This window comes from Ruegeria sp. CJ3, from assembly GCF_056536725.1.
The window spans coordinates 221,365-239,438 of sequence record NZ_JBQFQE010000005.1 but is presented as its reverse complement, the minus strand read 5'-3'; the positions used below and the strand labels follow the sequence as shown (position 1 = coordinate 239,438).

Genomic DNA, 18,074 nt, shown 5'->3' with positions numbered 1-18,074 from the left:
ATGACCCTTATGAAATCCTTGATGGGCGCCGCAGCAGCGGTCGCACTGACAGCTGGCGCGGCCCTCGCCGAACCGGCCCTGATCTTCGATCTGGGTGGCAAGTTCGACAAGTCGTTCAACGAAGCCGCACATACCGGTGCGTCACGCTGGGCCGAGGAAACAGGCGGGACCTACCGCGAGATCGAAATGCAATCCGAAGCCCAGCGCGAACAGGCTCTGCGCCGGTTCGCCGAGGCAGGATCGAACCCGATCATCACCATGGGCTTTGGCATGGCCGATCCGCTCAGCGCCGTTGCGCCGGACTATCCTGACACCACTTTTGTTGTGGTCGATGTGACATGGCTGGACGCCCCGAATGTGCGCCAGGTGGGCTTTGCCGAACATGAGGGATCGTATCTGGTCGGCATGATGGCCGCGATGGCGTCGAAATCGGGCACTGTTGGCTTTATCGGCGGTATGGATGTTCCGCTGATCCGTCACTTTGGCTGCGGTTACGCACAAGGTGCAAAGGCGGTGAACCCCGATATCAACGTGGTTGCCAACATGACCGGCACGACACCCGCGGCGTGGAACGACCCCGTGAAGGGATCGGAGCTGACAAAGGCGCAGATCAGCCAGGGCGCTGATGTTGTCTACGCCGCGGCGGGCGGCACCGGTGTTGGCGTGCTGCAGACCGCTGCAGACGAAGGCATCCTGTCCATCGGCGTCGACAGCAACCAGAACCACCTGCATCCGGGCAAGGTTCTGACCTCGATGCTGAAGCGTGTGGACGTTGCCGTTTACGAAGCGATGAGCGCGGGTGAAGACGTCGAAACCGGCGTCTTCGTCATGGGGCTGGCCGAGGATGGCGTAGGCTTTGCGATAGACGACAACAACGCTTCGCTTGTTTCGGATGACATGAAAGCCGCGGTCGACAAGGCCCGTCAGGACATCATCGACGGCAACGTATCAGTTGTCAGCTACTACGAGAACGACAGCTGCCCGGCGCTGCAGTTCTGATATCACGCGGGGCGGGGGTATGGCCTCCGCCCTGCATCCACTCTGCCGCGACACGCAGCGCGGCCCTTTCGGCAGTTGAGGACAAGACATGACCGTCCCCGCCATTGAGCTCAAAGGGATTTCCAAAGCCTTTGGGCCGGTTCAGGCTAACAAAGACATTTCCATCAGCGTCGCCCCCGGAACGATCCACGGGATCATCGGTGAAAACGGTGCGGGCAAATCCACGTTGATGAGCATCCTCTACGGCTTTTACAAGGCCGACAAAGGTGAGATCTGGATCAACGGATCAAAGACCGACATCCCTGACAGCCAGGCGGCCATCGCCTCGGGCATCGGGATGGTGTTTCAGCATTTCAAACTGGTCGAAAATTTCACCGTTCTGGAAAACATCGTTCTAGGTGCCGAAGATGGCGGGCTGCTGGCCCCCTCGCTGGCCAAGGCGCGCAAAGAATTGAAAGCGCTGGAAGAAGAATACGAGCTGTTCGTCGACCCCGACAAGCGCATCGACGAGATCGGCGTCGGCATGCAGCAGCGGGTCGAGATCCTCAAGGCTCTCTACCGCAAGGCCGAGATTCTGATCCTCGACGAACCCACCGGCGTACTAACCCCTGCCGAGGCGGATCAGCTGTTCCGCATCCTCGACCGACTGCGGTCCGAGGGCAAGACCATCATCGTGATCACCCACAAGCTGCGCGAGATCATGGAAAACACCGATACGGTTTCGGTGATGCGGCGCGGTGAGATGACTGCGACCGTAAAAACCGCTGATACCAACCCGCAGGAACTGGCCGAACTGATGGTCGGCCGCAAAGTGCTGCTGCAGGTCGACAAGGTGCCCGCACAGCCGGGCAAACCGGTGCTGGAGATCGAAAACCTGCGTGTCACCGATTCCGCCGGGGTCGAGCGTGTCAAAGGCATCGACCTGACGGTCCGCGCAGGCGAGATCGTGGGCATCGCCGGGGTGGCCGGGAACGGGCAATCGGAATTGCTCGAGGTTCTGGGCGGTATGTGCGAAGGAACCGGCAAAGTTTGTTTCAAGGGCGAACCCATCAAGCTCAGTGACAAAAGAAAAAAAGGCGAAAAGAAAGATAAAAAATCAAAGACTTCTTCGATTCAAGATTGGATATCAGGAATAGTTGCGAGTTTCATAGTCGCTGCGTTTTTCGCGCCGGATGATTTTTCTGTAGGTGTCTACGAATTGGGGCAATTCGCTGGCGCCTTGTTCATTACATTCTGGGCTTTCTTCTTGTCCCCAAAGCACTTTGCAAAGACCTTTGCGTCCGAACGCCGTAAGCTAGGCATCGGGCACGTCCCCGAAGACCGACAACGCGAAGGTCTGATCATGGATTTCCACGCGTGGGAAAATGTGGCGTTCGGTTACCATCGCGACCCTGCTTACCAACGCGGTCTATTCATGGACAACTCTGCTATTCGCGCCGACACCGATGCCAAGATCGAAAAGTTCGACGTGCGCCCCCCGAATGGCTGGCTGACCGCCAAAAGCTTTTCCGGCGGCAACCAGCAAAAGATCGTTGTGGCGCGTGAGATCGAGCGCAATCCCGATCTGCTATTGGTGGGCCAACCCACGCGCGGCGTAGATATCGGAGCCATCGAGTTCATTCATAAACAAATCGTCGCCCTGCGCGATCAGGGCAAGGCGATCCTGCTGGTCTCGGTCGAGTTGGAAGAGATCTTCTCGCTGTCTGACCGGATCGCTGTGATGTTCGACGGACATATAATGGGCGAGCGCCTGCCCGCCGAGACGGATGAAAAGGAACTGGGCCTGCTGATGGCCGGTGTTGCGGGAGAGGCCGCGTAAGATGGAAAAAATGCCCAAATGGGCCGATGTGGTGCTGATCCCGCTGATCAGCCTGCTGTTGGCCACAATTCTCTCGGCACTCGTCATCCTCGCGATCGGAGAAGACCCGATCGAGGCGGTTAACCTAATGGTCACAGGCGCGTTGGGCTCGACCTATGGTTGGGGATATACGCTCTACTACGCGACCAATTTCATCTTCACCGGGTTGGCCGTGGCGGTGGCCTTTCATGCGCGCCTGTTCAACATCGGTGGCGAAGGGCAGGCCATGCTGGGGGGGTTGGGCGTCGCCATCGTCTGCCTGTCCGTCCCTTGGCCGCACTGGACCATCGCCCTGCTGGCTGCATGCGCCGCGTCGATGATCTTTGGTGCGGCATGGGCCGCCATCCCGGCCTATCTGCAGGCCAAACGGGGCAGCCATATCGTGATCACGACGATCATGTTCAACTTTATTGCGGCAGCTTTCCTGAACTACATGCTGGTCAACGTCATGCGCCCGCAAGGTTCGCAAGACCCCGCCACCGCGCGCTTCCCCGAAGCGGTGCATCTGCCCACATTCCAGTCAATGTTTTCAACCGCCGAGAACGTGATGTTCCGCGGCGCGCCTGCGAATATCTCGTTCTTCGTGGCGATCCTTGCCTGTGTCGTGGTCTGGGCGCTGATCTGGCGCACCCGATTGGGCTATGAGATCCGCGCCTATGGTCATTCAGAGACCGGGGCGGTCTATGCCGGTATCTCACCGGTCCGGATCACCATCATCGCCATGCTGATCTCGGGCGCGCTGGCCGGTCTGATGGCCATCAACAACGTGATGGGCGAGGCAGAACGGCTGGTCCTGAACTCGACCGAAGGGGCCGGGTTTATCGGCATCGCCGTGGCGCTGATGGGGCGATCCCACCCGTTTGGCGTGTTTCTGGCCGCGATCCTGTTCGGGTTCCTTTACCAAGGGGGTGCCGAACTGGCGCTCTGGACCTCAATCCCGCGTGAGTTGATCGTGGTTATTCAGGCACTGGTGATCCTGTTTACCGGAGCGCTGGACAATATGGTGCGGATGCCGCTTGAAAAGCTGTTCCTGGCTCTGCGGAAGGGGTCTGCCTGATGGATATCTTCCTGACTCTCATCCAGGTTCTGGATTCCACTATCCGTCTGGCCACGCCCCTTCTGCTGGCCTGTCTGGCGGGGCTTTATTCTGAACGCGCCGGCATCTTCGATATCGGGCTTGAGGGCAAGATGCTGATGTCAGCCTTCTTCTCGGCGGCGGTCGCCGCCGTCACGGGTTCAGTCTGGCTGGGCCTGCTGGCGGGCATAGCGGCCTCGCTGGTCCTGTCGGCGCTGCACGGGTTTGCCTCGATTACATTCCGGGGCAATCAGCTGATCTCGGGCGTGGCAATCAACTTCCTCGCCTCCGGGATGACCGTGCTGGTCGCCCAAAGCTGGTTCCAGCAAGGTGGGCGCACGCCATCCCTGTTTGGCGGCGGGCGGTTTGAGTCGGCCGAGTTCCCCTATGCCATCGGCCCCGAGGACGCCGAGCTGACAGGGCAACCGGTGTCCCAGCTGATGTCCGAGGCCAACACCCTGCATATGGTCTATTCCGAGTTGCTCTCGGGTCATTCTGTTCTGGTCTATGTGGCCTTCCTGATGGTGCCGCTGACGTGGTGGATTCTGTTCCGCACCCGTTTTGGCCTGCGCCTGCGCGCGGTGGGTGAGAACCCGGCAGCCGTCGACACTGCCGGTGTCTCGGTCGTCGGTCTGCGTTACGCGGCTGTGGCGATCTGCGGTATTCTGTGCGGCATCGCCGGGGCCTATCTGGCCACCGCCCTGCAAGCCGGGTTCGTGAAAGAGATGACAGCCGGGCGCGGGTTCATCGCACTGGCCGCGCTGATCTTTGCGAAATGGCGGCCATGGCACGCCATGTGGGCCTGCCTGCTGTTCGGTCTGCTGCAAGCCGTTGCCCTGCGTTTCCAGAACATTGATCTGGGCGGCGTGGTGATCCCGGTGCAGGTGATGGACGCCCTGCCCTATATCCTGACCGTGGTGATTCTGGCCGGGTTCGTGGGCAAGGCCGTACCGCCGCGCGCCGGGGGTGAACCTTACGTGAAAGAGCGCTGATAAGGCCAGTTCAGGACTGCCCTGCAGTCCTGTTTGCTGCAAAGCGGCATACAGAGTTGATTTTGTATGCCGCAACCGCTCTAAGGGGGTATGGACATGCCCCGCCACAGCTTCGCAGCCCCGGCATCAACCGCCCAAGTTGTTGCGCGTGCTACGCCTGTTGAGTTTTACGTTATCACCGGTCCTGCCGCGTCGCGCGGCGCGGCCTGTCCCGTTTAGAAGAAGCCATGCAGATATACCTCCCGATTGCCGAAGTCTCCGTGAACGCGTTTCTGCTGTTTGGGCTGGGTGGCATGGTGGGGATCTTATCGGGCATGTTCGGGGTCGGCGGCGGCTTTCTGATGACGCCGCTTTTGTTCTTCATCGGCATCCCGCCTGCGGTTGCGGTTGCGACCGAAGCCAACCAGATCGTCGCCTCGTCTTTCTCGGGCGTACTGGCTCATTTCAGGCGGCGAACGGTCGATCTGAAGATGGGAACGGTACTGCTGATCGGAGGTCTGATCGGGGCCGCGCTGGGTGTGGTCCTGTTCAACTATCTCAAAAGCCTCGGGCAGGTCGATCTGCTGGTCAAGCTTTGTTATGTGGTCTTTCTGGGCGTCATCGGCAGCCTGATGTTTGTCGAAAGCCTGAACGCGCTGCGCAAGTCCCGCAAAGGTGGCGGCACCCCGCCAAAGCGTCGTCAGCGCGGCTGGATTCACGCGATGCCGTTCAAGATGCGGTTCCGGACCTCGGGCCTCTATATCTCCGTCATTCCCCCGGTCATTGTGGGTCTGTTCGTTGGCATCCTGTCGGCCATCATGGGTGTCGGTGGCGGCTTCATCATGGTGCCTGCAATGATCTACCTGCTGGGAATGCCCACCAAGGTGGTGGTCGGAACCTCGCTGTTTCAGATCATCTTTGTCACCGCATTTACCACCATGCTGCACGCCACAACGAACTACACGGTCGACGTGGTTCTGGCGGTTCTGCTGTTGGTCGGCGGCGTGGTCGGCGCGCAGATCGGAACGGTGATTGGTGCCCGGATGCCAGCGGAACAGCTGCGGGTTCTGCTGGCCGCCTTGGTGCTGGTGGTCTGCGGTAAGCTGGCGCTGGACCTGCTGCTGCAACCGGCGGAACTGTATTCGCTGGGCGACGCGGGGGGGCACTGAGATGTTGCGCCTGATCGCCGCCCTCTGCCTGATCTGCCTGCCGGTTTACGCCGCCGAGGAACAGGTTGTTCTGGGGCTGTCTCAAGACCGTGTTTCGATCACCGCCAATTTCGACGGCTCGGAAATTCTGGTCTTCGGTGCGGTCAAACGTCAAGCGCCGATCCCCGAAGGCCCGCCGCTTGAGGTGATCGTCTCGGTTGTCGGCCCCTCGGAACCCGTCACCGTGCGGCGCAAGGAAAAGAAGTTCGGCATCTGGGTCAACACCGACAGTCTGGTCGTTGATCTGGCCCCCAGCTTTTACGCGGTCGCCACCAGCGCACCGTTCGGTGAGGTCCTGACCAACACCGAAGACCTGCGGTACAAAGTGTCCGTCGAACGCGCCATCCGTTCGGTAGGCGCGGATATGAGCATTGAAAGCGCGCAGGACTTCGCAGCCGCCGTCATTCGCATCCGCGAGACTGAAGGGCTATATTCGATCCGCGAAAACACCGTCGCGGTCGATGAGCAGACCCTATTCCGGACCTCGATCGACATGCCATCGGACCTGACCGAGGGCGACTATACCGCCCGCATCTTCCTGACCCGTGGTGGCAATGTCGTGTCCACGTTCGAGACCTCGATCGATGTGCGCAAAGTCGGGCTGGAACGGTTCCTGTATAATATGTCCCGCGAGCAGCCGATCTGGTACGGGCTGATGTCGCTGGCCATCGCCATTGCAGCCGGCTGGGGCGCGTCGACGGCGTTCCGGCTTCTGCGCGAAAACTAACCGCTATCCCCGACCGATATAGGGCATAGTCGTGGCCATCACGGTCATGAACTGCACATTCGTCTCGGACGGCAACTGCGCCATGTGCAACACCGACCGCGCCGCGTCAGCAACATCCATGGTCGGGTCGGGTGTGCGCCCCGCTGCGATGGTGCTGTCGACCAGAGCCTGCACCATCGGCGTGCGTGCATTGCCAATATCGATCTGACCGCAAGCGATGCCAAACGCGCGCCCATCCAGCGACAGGCTGCGCGTCAGCCCTGTAATGGCGTGTTTGGTTGCCGAATAATGCACCGAGTTGGGACGCGGCACATGGGCCGCAATCGAACCGTTGTTGATGATCCGCCCACCCTGCGGTTGCTGCGCCCGCATCGCAGCAAAGGCCGCACGAGCACACAGGAACATCCCGTTCAAGTTCACATTGACCGAGCTGAACCAGTCCTCCAGCGCGATCTCGTCAATTGTGCCACCGGGCGCAAAGATACCCGCATTGTTGAACAGGACATCCAGCCGACCGGCCTGTGCCGTGAACGTCAGGAAGGCGCGGCTGACCGCATCCGGGTCCGTCACATCCGCAACCAGCGGGATCGCATTGTCCCACCCCTCGGCCATCGCGTGCAGCTTGTCGGCGCTACGCGCCAGCAGGCCGACGCACCAGCCTTCAGCCAGAAACAGCTCGGCCGTCGCCCGGCCAATGCCCGAGCTTGCCCCGGTGACGATGATCGTTTTCATGTCTCTTCGGCCTCCAATGTCAGCGATGGCGCGGCGACAGCCCGTAGGTCATCGACACGCAGCGGGTGCGTCGGCTTCGACAGCCGATTGCGTACCACCCAGATCAGCCGCTCTTGCGCACGCGTGATGGCGACATAGGCCAGACGTTTCCACAGCGGCTGCCCCGCTTCGGTCCGACCCATGCGGGCGGCGGCGTAGATATCGGGGGCAAACACCTGAACCGTGTCCCATTGCGACCCCTGCGCCTTGTGGATAGTAACAGCCGCGCCATGCAGGAACGTCGCCCCCATGCGGGCGGCATAGGGGATGAAGGGTTCCTCTTCGTCCGGCTTTTCAATCTGCACAATCGAGGCCGCACTGACCTGCGGGTCTTCGGCCCCCATCACATGCAGGCGCGAGAAACCCGGCTTGCGCCCGGGACCCAGATAGATGACCTGCGCGCCCTTGATCAGGCCGCGCGCCTCAAGGTCCAGCCGTTTCTTGCGATGTTTCAAGGGCAGTTCGATACCGTCGCAAATCAGCGGCTCGCCCTCCAGCAACTCGGTCTCGGGCGCGCCATGGACGTTGCGGAAGGCCTGAATCAGGCGAATCCGAGTGGCGTTGCGCCAGACCAGAACCGGGCTGCGGGCCATCAGATCGACCTCGACCCGCTGGCCCCAGACCACGCGGTCATCCTTGCGGGCGGTGTCCCCGATCAGACGTTCGAAATCCTCAAATCCCATCGCCGGATCAGACAGCGCATGGGCAAGGTCCAGAATCGGGTTGTCCGCCGTCTGCCGATGGACCCGATGCAAGATCTGCTTGCGCGGCTCGGGCAGGGTATCGAACACCATCGACCCGGATTGATTCACAGGCGCCAGCTGCGCCGGGTCGCCGAACAGCAGCAGCGTCGGGAATATCTCTTTCAAATCCTCGAACTGCCGGTCATCCAGCATCGAGGCCTCATCGACAAAGCCAATATCCAGAGGCTCCTCGCGCCGTTTCCAGCCGGTGATGAAATCAGACCCTCGCAATCCGGCAGCGGCCAGCGCGCCGGGGATAGATTTGTTGTTGGCATAGAAGGCCGCGGCCCGATCCAGCGCCTCGTCGGTCAGGCCCTCGATCTCGGGGCGTTCATCATTGCCCGCCAGCCACTCGGCGATGCGCTCATATTCCGGGTCGTAGACCGGGGTATAAAGAATGCGGTGAATGGTCGTTGCGGGCACCCCGCGCAGGCGCAACACGCTGGCCGCCTTGTTGGTCGGCGCAAGGATCGCAAGGCTGCGTTTGTCGCGCGATTTACGGCTTTCGAAATCGCCCGAGATCAGGTTGACCCCGGATTCAGCCAACGCCTTGTAAAGCTCGGCCAGCAGCAGGGTTTTGCCCGACCCCGCCTTGCCGATCACGGCCATGACACCCGATTGCCCCCCGCCCGGCAGCTTCAGCAAGGCATCGTCGTGAAGGTCGACACCAGCGCTGCGCAGCATCTCGGCAATGTTGTCGAAAGCGGCGGCCTGATCTTCGGAAAAGGTGACTTGGGGCAAGGACATGGCGCGACCCTACAGGGACGCGCCGCCCGCCACCAGACACCGAATGCGATTTAGGCCGACAATGCAAACCGATGCTGCGCGCCGCTGCCAAAGGCGGTCTTGAACCACAGCCGAGACAACTCGCGCGGGATGCCCGCACGGGCCGCGACGCGGTTGCAATCGTCTGCTGAATAAGGCCACAGGCCCACCGATATCTGATCCCGGCCGGACCCTTCCGAACCCAGCACTACCGGGGATGACCCGATCATGCGGTAGATCCGGATCATGCGCGCATCAAAGACGCCGGCGATATGGGTCAGGCCAAACCCCTCCATCACCTCGCCGCCGCTGAGCATGATGGCCCCGGCCGTATGGGCGCTAGCGGTGCGTGACAGGCAAAAGCGCGTCACCTCCCAAATCATCGGACTGCAGATCGGGCTGCCGCCGGTCAGATGGCCGAACACCTCGTTCACCATCACCGGCCCAGTGGTCGGCAAGATGCGCATCGAGCCACCATGGCTGCCATCCGCCTCTTCCCAGATCACATAGAGCGGGTTGAGGTCGTCATATTGGTCCCGCTCCTCGCCCTCTCCATTGACCTTAACATCCCAGCCCAGCCGGGTCTTGAACTGATCGGCCCGGTCCCGAAACATCCCCCGGGCCAGATCCGGAAATTTATGCAGCTCGTCCGCATACAGATAACGCAACATGACGTGTTCCCCTTGTCGTCCGCTTGGAACGAAAGGGGTACGAACACGTGGTTAACTTACCGTGAGAGCAACGTACGGTCGTTAAACGACTATTAAGCCTCGGCTGAGAGCGGTTGCGATGGCATGAGTCGTATTCTGCGCGCCCAGCTTGGCGCGCGCGCTTTCAATATAGGCCCGCAAGGTGTGCTCCGAGATCGAAAGCGAATGCGCCACCTGCGCCCGGCTGTAACCCAGCGCCAGCAGCGTCATCGCATCAATCTCACGAGGCGACAGCCCCCGCGTGGTTTCCGGTTGCCGGTCCTTGGCAAACTCCAGCGCCTTGCGGTTCAGGAAATGCGCCACGAGGATCAGGTCTCGTCCATAGGTCGCGATGAACTTCTGCCATGCAGCGTCATCGCAACTGTGGTTCACCGTAAACAGCGCAAACTGCCCGCTGGGACCGCGCAGAGGGATCGAATACCCCTGACTGCCAACCCCATGGGCCAGCGCATCCTCGAGAAAAGCGCGCGCCGCCTTGCCGGACCAGTTCAGCTGCTTCCAGTCCACCGCATGGAACCGCTGAAAACAGCCCAGAATGACGGGATCAATGCGATGGTAATTTCTGTAGCGATAGCGTTCATCCCATTCATCGGGGTAGGTGGTGAACCCATATTGGTCCCCCGCTCCGTCAACCCAGTGATAGGTAATGTGATCAATCTGCAGCCGGTCCCGCAATTGGACCGAGACGCTTGTCAGCTCTTCAAGCGTGCTGGTGTTTTCCAAATCCCCGAGGATCTGGCTCAAATCGAATTGTGTTGCCATTCGCCGGCGCGCAAGCCTCATCCTTCAAGGACGCGATCTCGGCCGCAGCGATCAGTCTTGTGTCGTCAAGCTGCTCGGCAAGGGCGGTCAACCCGTTCGCCACCGCAAAGGCGTTGAGGTCCGACAACACGTCCAGTATCCACTCATTTTGCGCCATCAGGGTGTCCCCGAAATAGTTAACGAAGGGTTAACACAACCATAGCATGAGTGCGCTATTTTGGCCTACTCGCTGCTTTCTACCCCCCAGAAATAGCGGGATCGCGACACGTAGGCCCTTGAATGTAAAACACCCGCACTACGCCGCGGCGTAGTGCGGGTGTCTTTGACGCGAATTGGCGTCAGCCTCGGGCGGCCAGCACCTCTTCCAATGTCCGCATTCCGGTATGCGGCGCCTGAACAAGAACCGACATATTGCCGGGCTTGTGCTCATTCCGCATCATCTTCATATGCGCCTCGGGCAGTTCCTTCCAAGTGAACACTTCGGACATACACGGGTCCAGCCGCCGTTCGACCATCAGCTTGTTGGCCGAGGCCGCCTGCTTGAGATGCGCAAAATGCGAGCCCTGCAGGCGCTTCTGGTGCATCCACATATAACGCACATCGAAGGTCAGGTTATAGCCGGTGGTGCCAGCGCAAATGACAACCATGCCACCCTTCTTCACCACGAAGGTCGAGACGGGGAAGGTGCTTTCGCCGGGGTGTTCGAACACCATATCGACGTTCACACCCTTGCCAGTGATGTCCCAGATCGCCTTGCCGAATTTACGGGCCTCTTTGAACCACTCTGCATATTCCGGCGTGTTCACCGTGGGCAGTTGCCCCCAGCAGTTGAAATCCTTGCGGTTCAGAACGCCCTTTGCCCCCAGCCCCATGACAAAGTCGCGCTTGCTTTCGTCCGAGATCACACCGATCGCATTGGCACCCGCCGTGTTGATCAACTGGATCGCATACGACCCCAGACCACCCGATGCGCCCCAGACCAGCACGTTCTGACCGGGTTTCAGGTCATGCGGTTCGTGCCCGAACAGCATCCGATAGGCGGTGGCCAGCGTCAGCGTGTAGCAGGCGCTTTCTTCCCAGGTCAGATGTTTCGGGCGCGGCATCAACTGCTGGGCCTGCACATTGGTAAACTGGGCGAAAGAGCCATCCGGCGTTTCATAGCCCCAGATGCGCTGGCTGTCCGAATACATCGGATCGCCGCCATTGCAGTGTTCATCGTCGCCATCATCCTGATTGCAGTGGATCACGACCTCGTCGCCGACTTTCCAGCGCGTGACCTTTTCACCCACGGCCCAGACAATGCCTGAGGCGTCCGATCCGGCGATGTGGAACGGCTGACCATGGCCATCAAAGGGGCTGATCGGCTTGCCCAGAGACGCCCAGACGCCGTTATAATTGACGCCCGCAGCCATCACCAGCACCAGCACCTCATGGCTGTCCAGCTTGGGCACGTCGACCACCTCAAGCTGCATCGCGGTGTCCGGCTCGCCATGACGTTCCTTGCGGATGGCCCACGCATACATTTGCTTTGGGACGTATCCCATCGGAGGGATCTCTCCCATCTCATAGAGGTCTTTTTCCGGCGCCTCATACGACGCGATGCCACTGTCGACGTCCAAAGCCATGCTGGCCTCCTTTAACTCATCCATTGCCGCGCCGCAGAATCGCGGCCTTCCTTAGATGGGATATTGGTCAAAAAGAAATATTGCAACCATTATTGGCAATATTTTGAAACTTTATAACCCAGCAGTCGCAGAAATAGCTTATGCAGTTGCGGCATAAACGGCGTCAGCCGGTCGGTGCCGAAGAGGCCGCATAATAATCCAGCAACTCGGCCCGCTGACCGGACGGGCACAGCAGCCCGTCCCGGCGCACCAATATCCGGCGTTCGACCAGTTGCGCGATGGCGTCTTCGATGGCCTGCCCGCTATCCTGCGCCAAGGCTTCGGCGGCCGGGCCCTGCAGCCGGGCCTTTACCTCCGCCTCGGGGGTTGCCCCTTCTTGCTGAATGAGATGGCAGACCGCAGGCACCGGCGCGAAGGGGATCGCAGCCCCGATCCTCTGCATCAGTTCCCGAGCAAGATCGGTGGTCAGGTCTCTCTTATACTGCGAGCGGAAGGCGTGCAGCGAAATGGGTTCGGCATAGCGCACCGATGCGATGCCGAACCGCCGGTACCGCCCGACAACGCGTTGCCAGATCTGTTTCAGCGTCCAGCGTGTGATGACGCCGATCCGGGCGCGAAACCGGCGCTCACTGTCCATCGCCGCCGCTGTCAGAACCGTATCTTCAAGCACCCGGTCGTAGTTCAAAGCAACAGGCACGAACACGACGTCCCGCCCCTGCGGGTCAGCGCCATCGACCATGTATTTCAGCAGACCCAACTTGGGGCGACCCGGCTGCCCGGTCAGGCTCAGCCCGCCTTCGGGGAACATGGCCTGCGTCACACCCGCCTCGGTCGCGTGGCGGACATAGCTGGCCAACACCTGACGATACAGATCGCTGCCCGATTTGCGCCGGATAAAATAGGCCCCCATGGCGCGGATCAGACGGCTGAGCGGCCAGACACGGGCCCACTCGCCCACCGCATAGGACAAGGTGGAATGATCCGCCGCCAGATAGGTGACCAGCACGTAATCCATATTGCTGCGGTGGTTCATCACATAGATGACCGTCGCATCGGGGTCGATATTGTCCAGCGCCGCCTTGTCCTCGTAACTCAGCCGGACATTGTAGAAGGCATTGCTCAGCATCCGCGCAAAGCGGATCGCGACGCTGAAATAAGCTACGGTCGAGAACGACGGTGCAATCTCGCGCGCATAGCGGCGGGCCAGTTCCGAGGCAACGGCCTCGGGCACGCCTTCCTGTTTGGCATGTTGCTGCACGGCCTTGCTGACCTGCGGGTCATAGATCAGCCGCTGGATCATATCGTGCCGCCCAGCCAGCTTGAACGGCTGGATCGGGCGCTGCAGGCGTTTGTTCAGCCGCGCCACCGCGCGTTCCAGCCTGCGGCGGAAAAACCACCGCACCGACGGGAACAGAAAATGCGAGGCAAAAGTGACCGCGGCAAACAGCACGATCAGCACAAACAGCCACAGCGGAAGTTCCACGGTCCGAGTCATGGCGCGCACAGTGCCATCAATCACCGGCACTCACAATCTGCAGAAAGCATCCTATGCCGCGACGCAGCGAATTGACACGAGCTAAAAATTACGATTTACCGGCTATGGACGTAATTTTGTTGCTCACTGACCCACGAGGCCCGCCCGATGACGCAGACGCAGAAAGACCGCCCCTGGCTGATCCGAACCTATGCCGGCCATTCGACGGCGCAGGCGTCGAACGCGCTGTATCGTGCAAATCTGGCGAAGGGGCAGACCGGGCTGTCCGTGGCTTTCGATCTGCCGACGCAAACGGGCTATGACAGCGATCACGTGCTGGCGCGCGGTGAGGTCGGCAAGGTCGGCGTGCCGGTCTGTCATCTGGGCGATATGCGGATGCTGTTCGATCAGATTCCGCTGGAGCAGATGAACACTTCGATGACGATCAATGCGACAGCACCTTGGCTGCTGGCGCTCTATATCGCGGTGGCCGAGGAACAGGGTGCGGATGTTTCGAAACTGCAGGGCACCGTTCAGAACGATCTGATCAAGGAATACCTGAGCCGTGGCACCTATGTCTGCCCGCCGAAACCGTCGCTGAAGATGATCGCGGATGTGGCCGAGTATTGCTATACCAACGTGCCGAAATGGAACCCGATGAACGTGTGTTCCTATCACCTGCAAGAGGCCGGCGCGACGCCCGAACAGGAACTGGCCTATGCGCTGGCCACGGCGATCGCGGTGCTGGACGAATTACGCCCCCGTGTCCCAGCCGAGGATTTCCCGGCTCTGTGCGGGCGGATTTCATTCTTTGTGAACGCGGGCATCCGGTTTGTTACCGAAATGTGCAAAATGCGCGCTTTTGTCGATCTTTGGGATGAAATCCTGCAACAACGATATGGCGTCGAGGACCCCAAGTTCCGCCGATTCCGCTATGGCGTTCAGGTGAATTCTCTGGGTCTGACTGAGCAGCAGCCCGAGAACAACGTCTATCGCATCCTGATCGAGATGTTGGCCGTGACCCTATCCAAGAAAGCCCGCGCCCGCGCCGTGCAATTGCCCGCATGGAACGAGGCGCTCGGCCTGCCGCGCCCATGGGATCAGCAATGGTCGATGCGGATGCAACAAATTCTGGCCTATGAAACCGACCTGCTGGAATATGGCGATCTGTTTGACGGCAACCCGGTGGTTGATGCCAAAGTCGAAGACCTCAAGGACGGCGCGCGGGCGGAGCTGGCAAATCTGGACTCGATGGGCGGGGCCGTCGCCTCGATCGAATATATGAAATCCCGGCTGGTGGATTCGAATGCCGAGCGGTTGAACCGCATTGAACGCAATGAGACCGTCGTAGTTGGCGTGAACAAATGGACCGAGGGCGAACCCTCGCCCCTGCAGACCGAAGATGGTGGCATCATGGTGGTCGACCCGGCGGTCGAGCAGGAGCAGATCGGGCGTCTGAACGACTGGCGCGCCGGTCGTGATGACGCCGCCGTTGCAACGGCGCTGAAAGACCTGCGCGAGGCCGCCCAATCGGGTGCCAATGTGATGGCCCCCTCCATCGCGGCGGCCAAGGCGGGCGTCACCACTGGCGAATGGGCCGAGGAAATGCGCAAGGCCTATGGCACCTATCGCGGACCTACCGGCGTGTCCGGCTCGGTCTCGAACAAGACCGAAGGGCTGGACGATCTGCGCGCCGCCGTGGATGCGGTCAGCGACAAGCTGGGGCGTCGGTTGAAATTCCTGGTCGGCAAGCCGGGGCTGGACGGGCATTCCAACGGGGCCGAACAGATCGCCTTCCGCGCCCGCGATTGCGGCATGGACATCAGCTACGACGGTATCCGCCTGACGCCCGAAGAGATCGTGACCGCCGCTCGCGAAGACGATGCGCACGTGATCGGCCTGTCGATCCTGTCGGGCAGTCATCTGCCTTTGGTTCAGGACGTGATGACCCGGCTGAAACAGGAAGGTCTGAGCGATATCCCCGTCGTCGTCGGCGGCATCATTCCCGACGAAGACGCCGAAGCCCTGCGCACCATGGGGGTGGCCGAAATCTATACGCCCAAGAACTTTGAGCTAAACGCAATCATGGGCGATATCATCACTTTGGCAGACCCGAAAAATATCGCGGCGGAATAACACCGGCGCGCCGATAAATCTCCATTTCTATTTCCGGCCAAAAAAGAATAAACAGGGCCGGAAATTTCAATTTCCCAATGCCGATGGCGTGGGAATTCAGGATGTGGAGAAACAAAATGGCAATCGATCTTGAAAAAATGTCGCGCAAGGAATTGCTGGAATTGCGCACTCAGGTCGAAAAGGCGCTGAAAGGTGCCGAGACGCGCGAACGCAAGGAAGCGCTGAAAGCAGCCGAGAAAGCAGCCGCAGAGTTTGGCTTTTCCCTATCCGAATTGTCATCTGACAGCGCAAAGCCCACCAAAGCGGCGGCCAAATACCGCAATCCGAACGATAAGTCGCAGACCTGGACGGGTCGGGGGCGCAAGCCGCAATGGATTCACGATGCCCTGAAAGCCGGGGCCGATATTTCCGATCTAGAAATCTGAGCGGAGGTCTGTGGCCAAATGACAATTCATATCGGAGCCGAAAAAGGCGAAATAGCCGAAACCGTTCTTATGCCCGGCGATCCCTATCGGGCGAAATGGGCGGCTGAGACTTTTCTGAAAGACGCCAGACAGGTCAATAACGTTCGCGGAATGCTGGGATTCACCGGCACCTGGAATGGAAATCCCGTCACCATTCAGGGCAGCGGCATGGGGATGCCCTCGCTGTCGATCTACGCCAACGAACTGATCCGGGACTACGGGGCAAAGACCCTGATCCGCATCGGGTCGTGTGGGGGAATGCAGGACAGTGTGAACGTGCGCGATGTCATTCTGGCGATGACCTCGACCACGCTCAGCACCCCGTCGCGCGGGATCATGAAAGAGATGAACTTCGCCCCTTGCGCCGATTGGGGTCTGCTGCAGGCCGCTGCCGCTGCGGCGCAGGCCAAGGGCACGCCAACCCATGTGGGCGGCATCTATTCCTCGGACGTATTCTATGATGAACGCCCGGACCTGAACGAACAGATGGTGCGTCACGGAATCTTGGGCGTCGAGATGGAAGCCGCCGAGCTTTACATCCTCGCCGCGCGCCACAAATGCCGGGCGCTGGCAGTGCTGACCGTATCAGACCACCTTCTGACCGGCGAGGCGCTGCCCGCATCCGAACGCGAGCGCAGCTTTGGCGACATGGTCGAGATCGCACTGGGGGCGGCATTCCCCGCCAGCTGATCAAAGCCCATGCGTGCGATCATAAGCGTTTCGCGCGGGGCTGCTCCAGCCGTTCAATGCACCCTCGGCTGGGGCAAAAACCTCGACCAGCAACGGGTGACACGGCGCGGTGTCCGAGGAATGCTCGGACGAGCAATCGCCGCCGGGACAGGCGCTGAGATTGCCCAACAGGTCAATCTCGGCAAAGAACTCAAGGTAATCGCCGGGACGCACGGGTGAGGCTTTCATGAAGTACTGCCCGGTATCCCGCGTGAACCCGGTGCACATGAACACGTTCAGCACATCATGCACCGCCGGTTCCGCCTGCGCCAAGGGGATGCCCTGATGATCCGCCAGCGCGCGGGTCAGGTTGGAATGGCAACAATGGTGGTACTGCGTTCCAGACAGCAGGTTCCCGGTATAGGGATCGCATCTGGTGCCGATCACGTCATGGACCGAGCCGCCATAGTCATCAATGCCATACCACCCGAGCGTATCCGCGATGATCGTCGCCATCGGGCGCATATGCGGAAAACTGGACCACATCCGCTCTCCGGTCGTCAGATGGGTGCCATGCAGCGCGCGGGTCTTGCCGGAATAGAACCGCTCGGACAGGTCATTCAAGTTCCATAGGTTCAGATCGCCCACCTGTGGGCCCTCGACCGAGGTGATCCGAAAGAAATGCCCGGCGGGCACTTCGAAACAGCGCGCCTCTCGCGCAGGGATCAACACCTCGCCCGTCTTATGCGCGGTGCTGCGCGCGGTTTGGTACAGCGTCAGATCCGGCGGAGGCAGATCGTCGTTGGGATAGCAGATCACAGGCGCGATGGCACGGCGGGCCTCGGCGTCTTTCGGCGGCTGGGGGAGGGTTTGAGATTCGGTCATGCCCCCAAGACTGGCGCAGTTCGCCCCGCTGGGGAAGCCCCGCGTCTAACCCTGCCCCTTCAGGCAACGGGTCGGCCGGGCTTCGGCCTGAGAAACAGCGCCGCAAAAGCTGCAGCGCCACTGCCCGGCGCTGCGGTGCTGCCGCCAACGGCATTCGCGCGTCAGCGACGATGTCCGCGACCGCCAGAAGAAATAGGCGAACACACCAGCGGCCAGCAAAAGCAAAAGAACA

Annotated in this window: 16 protein-coding genes; 9 read left to right on the top strand and 7 right to left on the bottom strand. The window is 60.5% G+C overall.

Annotated features, from left to right (window positions below):
- The 6 genes from ACR0J1_RS11520 (at position 1) to ACR0J1_RS11495 (ending at position 6,838) form a co-directional block, all read left to right on the top strand.
- Positions 1-999 carry a BMP family lipoprotein gene (locus tag ACR0J1_RS11520; RefSeq protein WP_480732962.1) on the top strand — a complete coding sequence of 333 codons (999 nt, stop codon included), beginning with the start codon at positions 1-3 and terminating at the stop codon, positions 997-999.
- Between the two features lie 88 nt (positions 1,000-1,087).
- Positions 1,088-2,818 carry an ABC transporter ATP-binding protein gene (locus ACR0J1_RS11515; RefSeq protein ID WP_480732961.1) on the top strand — a complete coding sequence of 577 codons (1,731 nt, stop codon included), beginning with the start codon at positions 1,088-1,090 and terminating at the stop codon, positions 2,816-2,818.
- A 1-nt stretch (position 2,819) separates the two neighbouring features.
- The gene (locus ACR0J1_RS11510; RefSeq protein ID WP_480732960.1) at positions 2,820-3,914 is read left to right on the top strand and encodes an ABC transporter permease; all 1,095 of its coding nucleotides are present in this window, start codon (positions 2,820-2,822) and stop codon (positions 3,912-3,914) included.
- Positions 3,914-4,924, top strand: coding sequence for an ABC transporter permease (locus ACR0J1_RS11505; RefSeq protein ID WP_480732959.1), 1,011 nt, complete (start codon positions 3,914-3,916; stop codon positions 4,922-4,924). Before ACR0J1_RS11510 ends, ACR0J1_RS11505 begins: the two co-directional genes overlap by 1 nt.
- Before the next feature lie 227 nt (positions 4,925-5,151).
- Positions 5,152-6,072, top strand: a complete 921-nt coding sequence (locus ACR0J1_RS11500) for a sulfite exporter TauE/SafE family protein (RefSeq protein ID WP_480732958.1) — start codon at positions 5,152-5,154, stop codon at positions 6,070-6,072.
- A 1-nt stretch (position 6,073) separates the two neighbouring features.
- Positions 6,074-6,838 (top strand): TIGR02186 family protein, encoded by a 765-nt coding sequence (locus tag ACR0J1_RS11495; RefSeq protein ID WP_480732957.1) that lies wholly within the window; start codon positions 6,074-6,076, stop codon positions 6,836-6,838.
- 3 nt (positions 6,839-6,841) lie between these two features.
- On the opposite strand, the gene ACR0J1_RS11490 is transcribed toward ACR0J1_RS11495, so the two are convergent.
- From ACR0J1_RS11490 to ACR0J1_RS11465, 6 genes are all read right to left on the bottom strand, one after another.
- Positions 6,842-7,570: an SDR family oxidoreductase gene (locus tag ACR0J1_RS11490; RefSeq protein ID WP_480732956.1), complete on the bottom strand. Its 729-nt coding sequence runs from the start codon at positions 7,568-7,570 to the stop codon at positions 6,842-6,844.
- Positions 7,567-9,099, bottom strand: a complete 1,533-nt coding sequence (locus ACR0J1_RS11485) for an ATP-dependent DNA helicase (RefSeq protein WP_480732955.1) — start codon at positions 9,097-9,099, stop codon at positions 7,567-7,569. Before ACR0J1_RS11485 ends, ACR0J1_RS11490 begins: the two co-directional genes overlap by 4 nt.
- 50 nt (positions 9,100-9,149) lie before the next feature.
- Complete coding sequence (locus ACR0J1_RS11480) at positions 9,150-9,788, bottom strand: acyl-homoserine-lactone synthase (protein ID WP_480732954.1); 639 nt, start codon at positions 9,786-9,788, stop codon at positions 9,150-9,152.
- Positions 9,789-9,869: 81 nt separating this feature from the next.
- Entirely contained in the window at positions 9,870-10,589 is a 720-nt protein-coding gene (locus tag ACR0J1_RS11475) for a helix-turn-helix transcriptional regulator (protein ID WP_480732953.1), read from the bottom strand.
- Positions 10,590-10,927: 338 nt separating this feature from the next.
- Positions 10,928-12,214 (bottom strand): crotonyl-CoA carboxylase/reductase, encoded by a 1,287-nt coding sequence (gene ccrA / locus ACR0J1_RS11470; RefSeq protein WP_480732952.1) that lies wholly within the window; start codon positions 12,212-12,214, stop codon positions 10,928-10,930.
- Positions 12,215-12,377: 163 nt separating this feature from the next.
- The gene (locus ACR0J1_RS11465; protein WP_480732951.1) at positions 12,378-13,709 is read right to left on the bottom strand and encodes a 1-acyl-sn-glycerol-3-phosphate acyltransferase; all 1,332 of its coding nucleotides are present in this window, start codon (positions 13,707-13,709) and stop codon (positions 12,378-12,380) included.
- Between the two features lie 147 nt (positions 13,710-13,856).
- Here ACR0J1_RS11465 and ACR0J1_RS11460 point away from each other — a divergent pair, with 147 nt between their 5' ends.
- The 3 genes from ACR0J1_RS11460 to deoD all read left to right on the top strand — a co-directional run bounded on the left by ACR0J1_RS11460 (position 13,857) and on the right by deoD (position 16,978).
- Positions 13,857-15,824: a protein meaA gene (locus ACR0J1_RS11460; RefSeq protein ID WP_480732950.1), complete on the top strand. Its 1,968-nt coding sequence runs from the start codon at positions 13,857-13,859 to the stop codon at positions 15,822-15,824.
- A 116-nt stretch (positions 15,825-15,940) separates the two neighbouring features.
- Positions 15,941-16,249 carry an H-NS histone family protein gene (locus ACR0J1_RS11455; protein WP_480732949.1) on the top strand — a complete coding sequence of 103 codons (309 nt, stop codon included), beginning with the start codon at positions 15,941-15,943 and terminating at the stop codon, positions 16,247-16,249.
- Between the two features lie 18 nt (positions 16,250-16,267).
- Positions 16,268-16,978 (top strand): purine-nucleoside phosphorylase, encoded by a 711-nt coding sequence (gene deoD / locus ACR0J1_RS11450; protein ID WP_480732948.1) that lies wholly within the window; start codon positions 16,268-16,270, stop codon positions 16,976-16,978.
- On the opposite strand, the gene ACR0J1_RS11445 is transcribed toward deoD, so the two are convergent.
- On the bottom strand, positions 16,979-17,842 hold the full coding sequence (locus tag ACR0J1_RS11445; protein ID WP_480732947.1) for an urea carboxylase-associated family protein: 864 nt from the start codon (positions 17,840-17,842) through the stop codon (positions 16,979-16,981). It abuts the gene before it with no gap.
- Positions 17,843-18,074 lie beyond the last annotated feature (232 nt).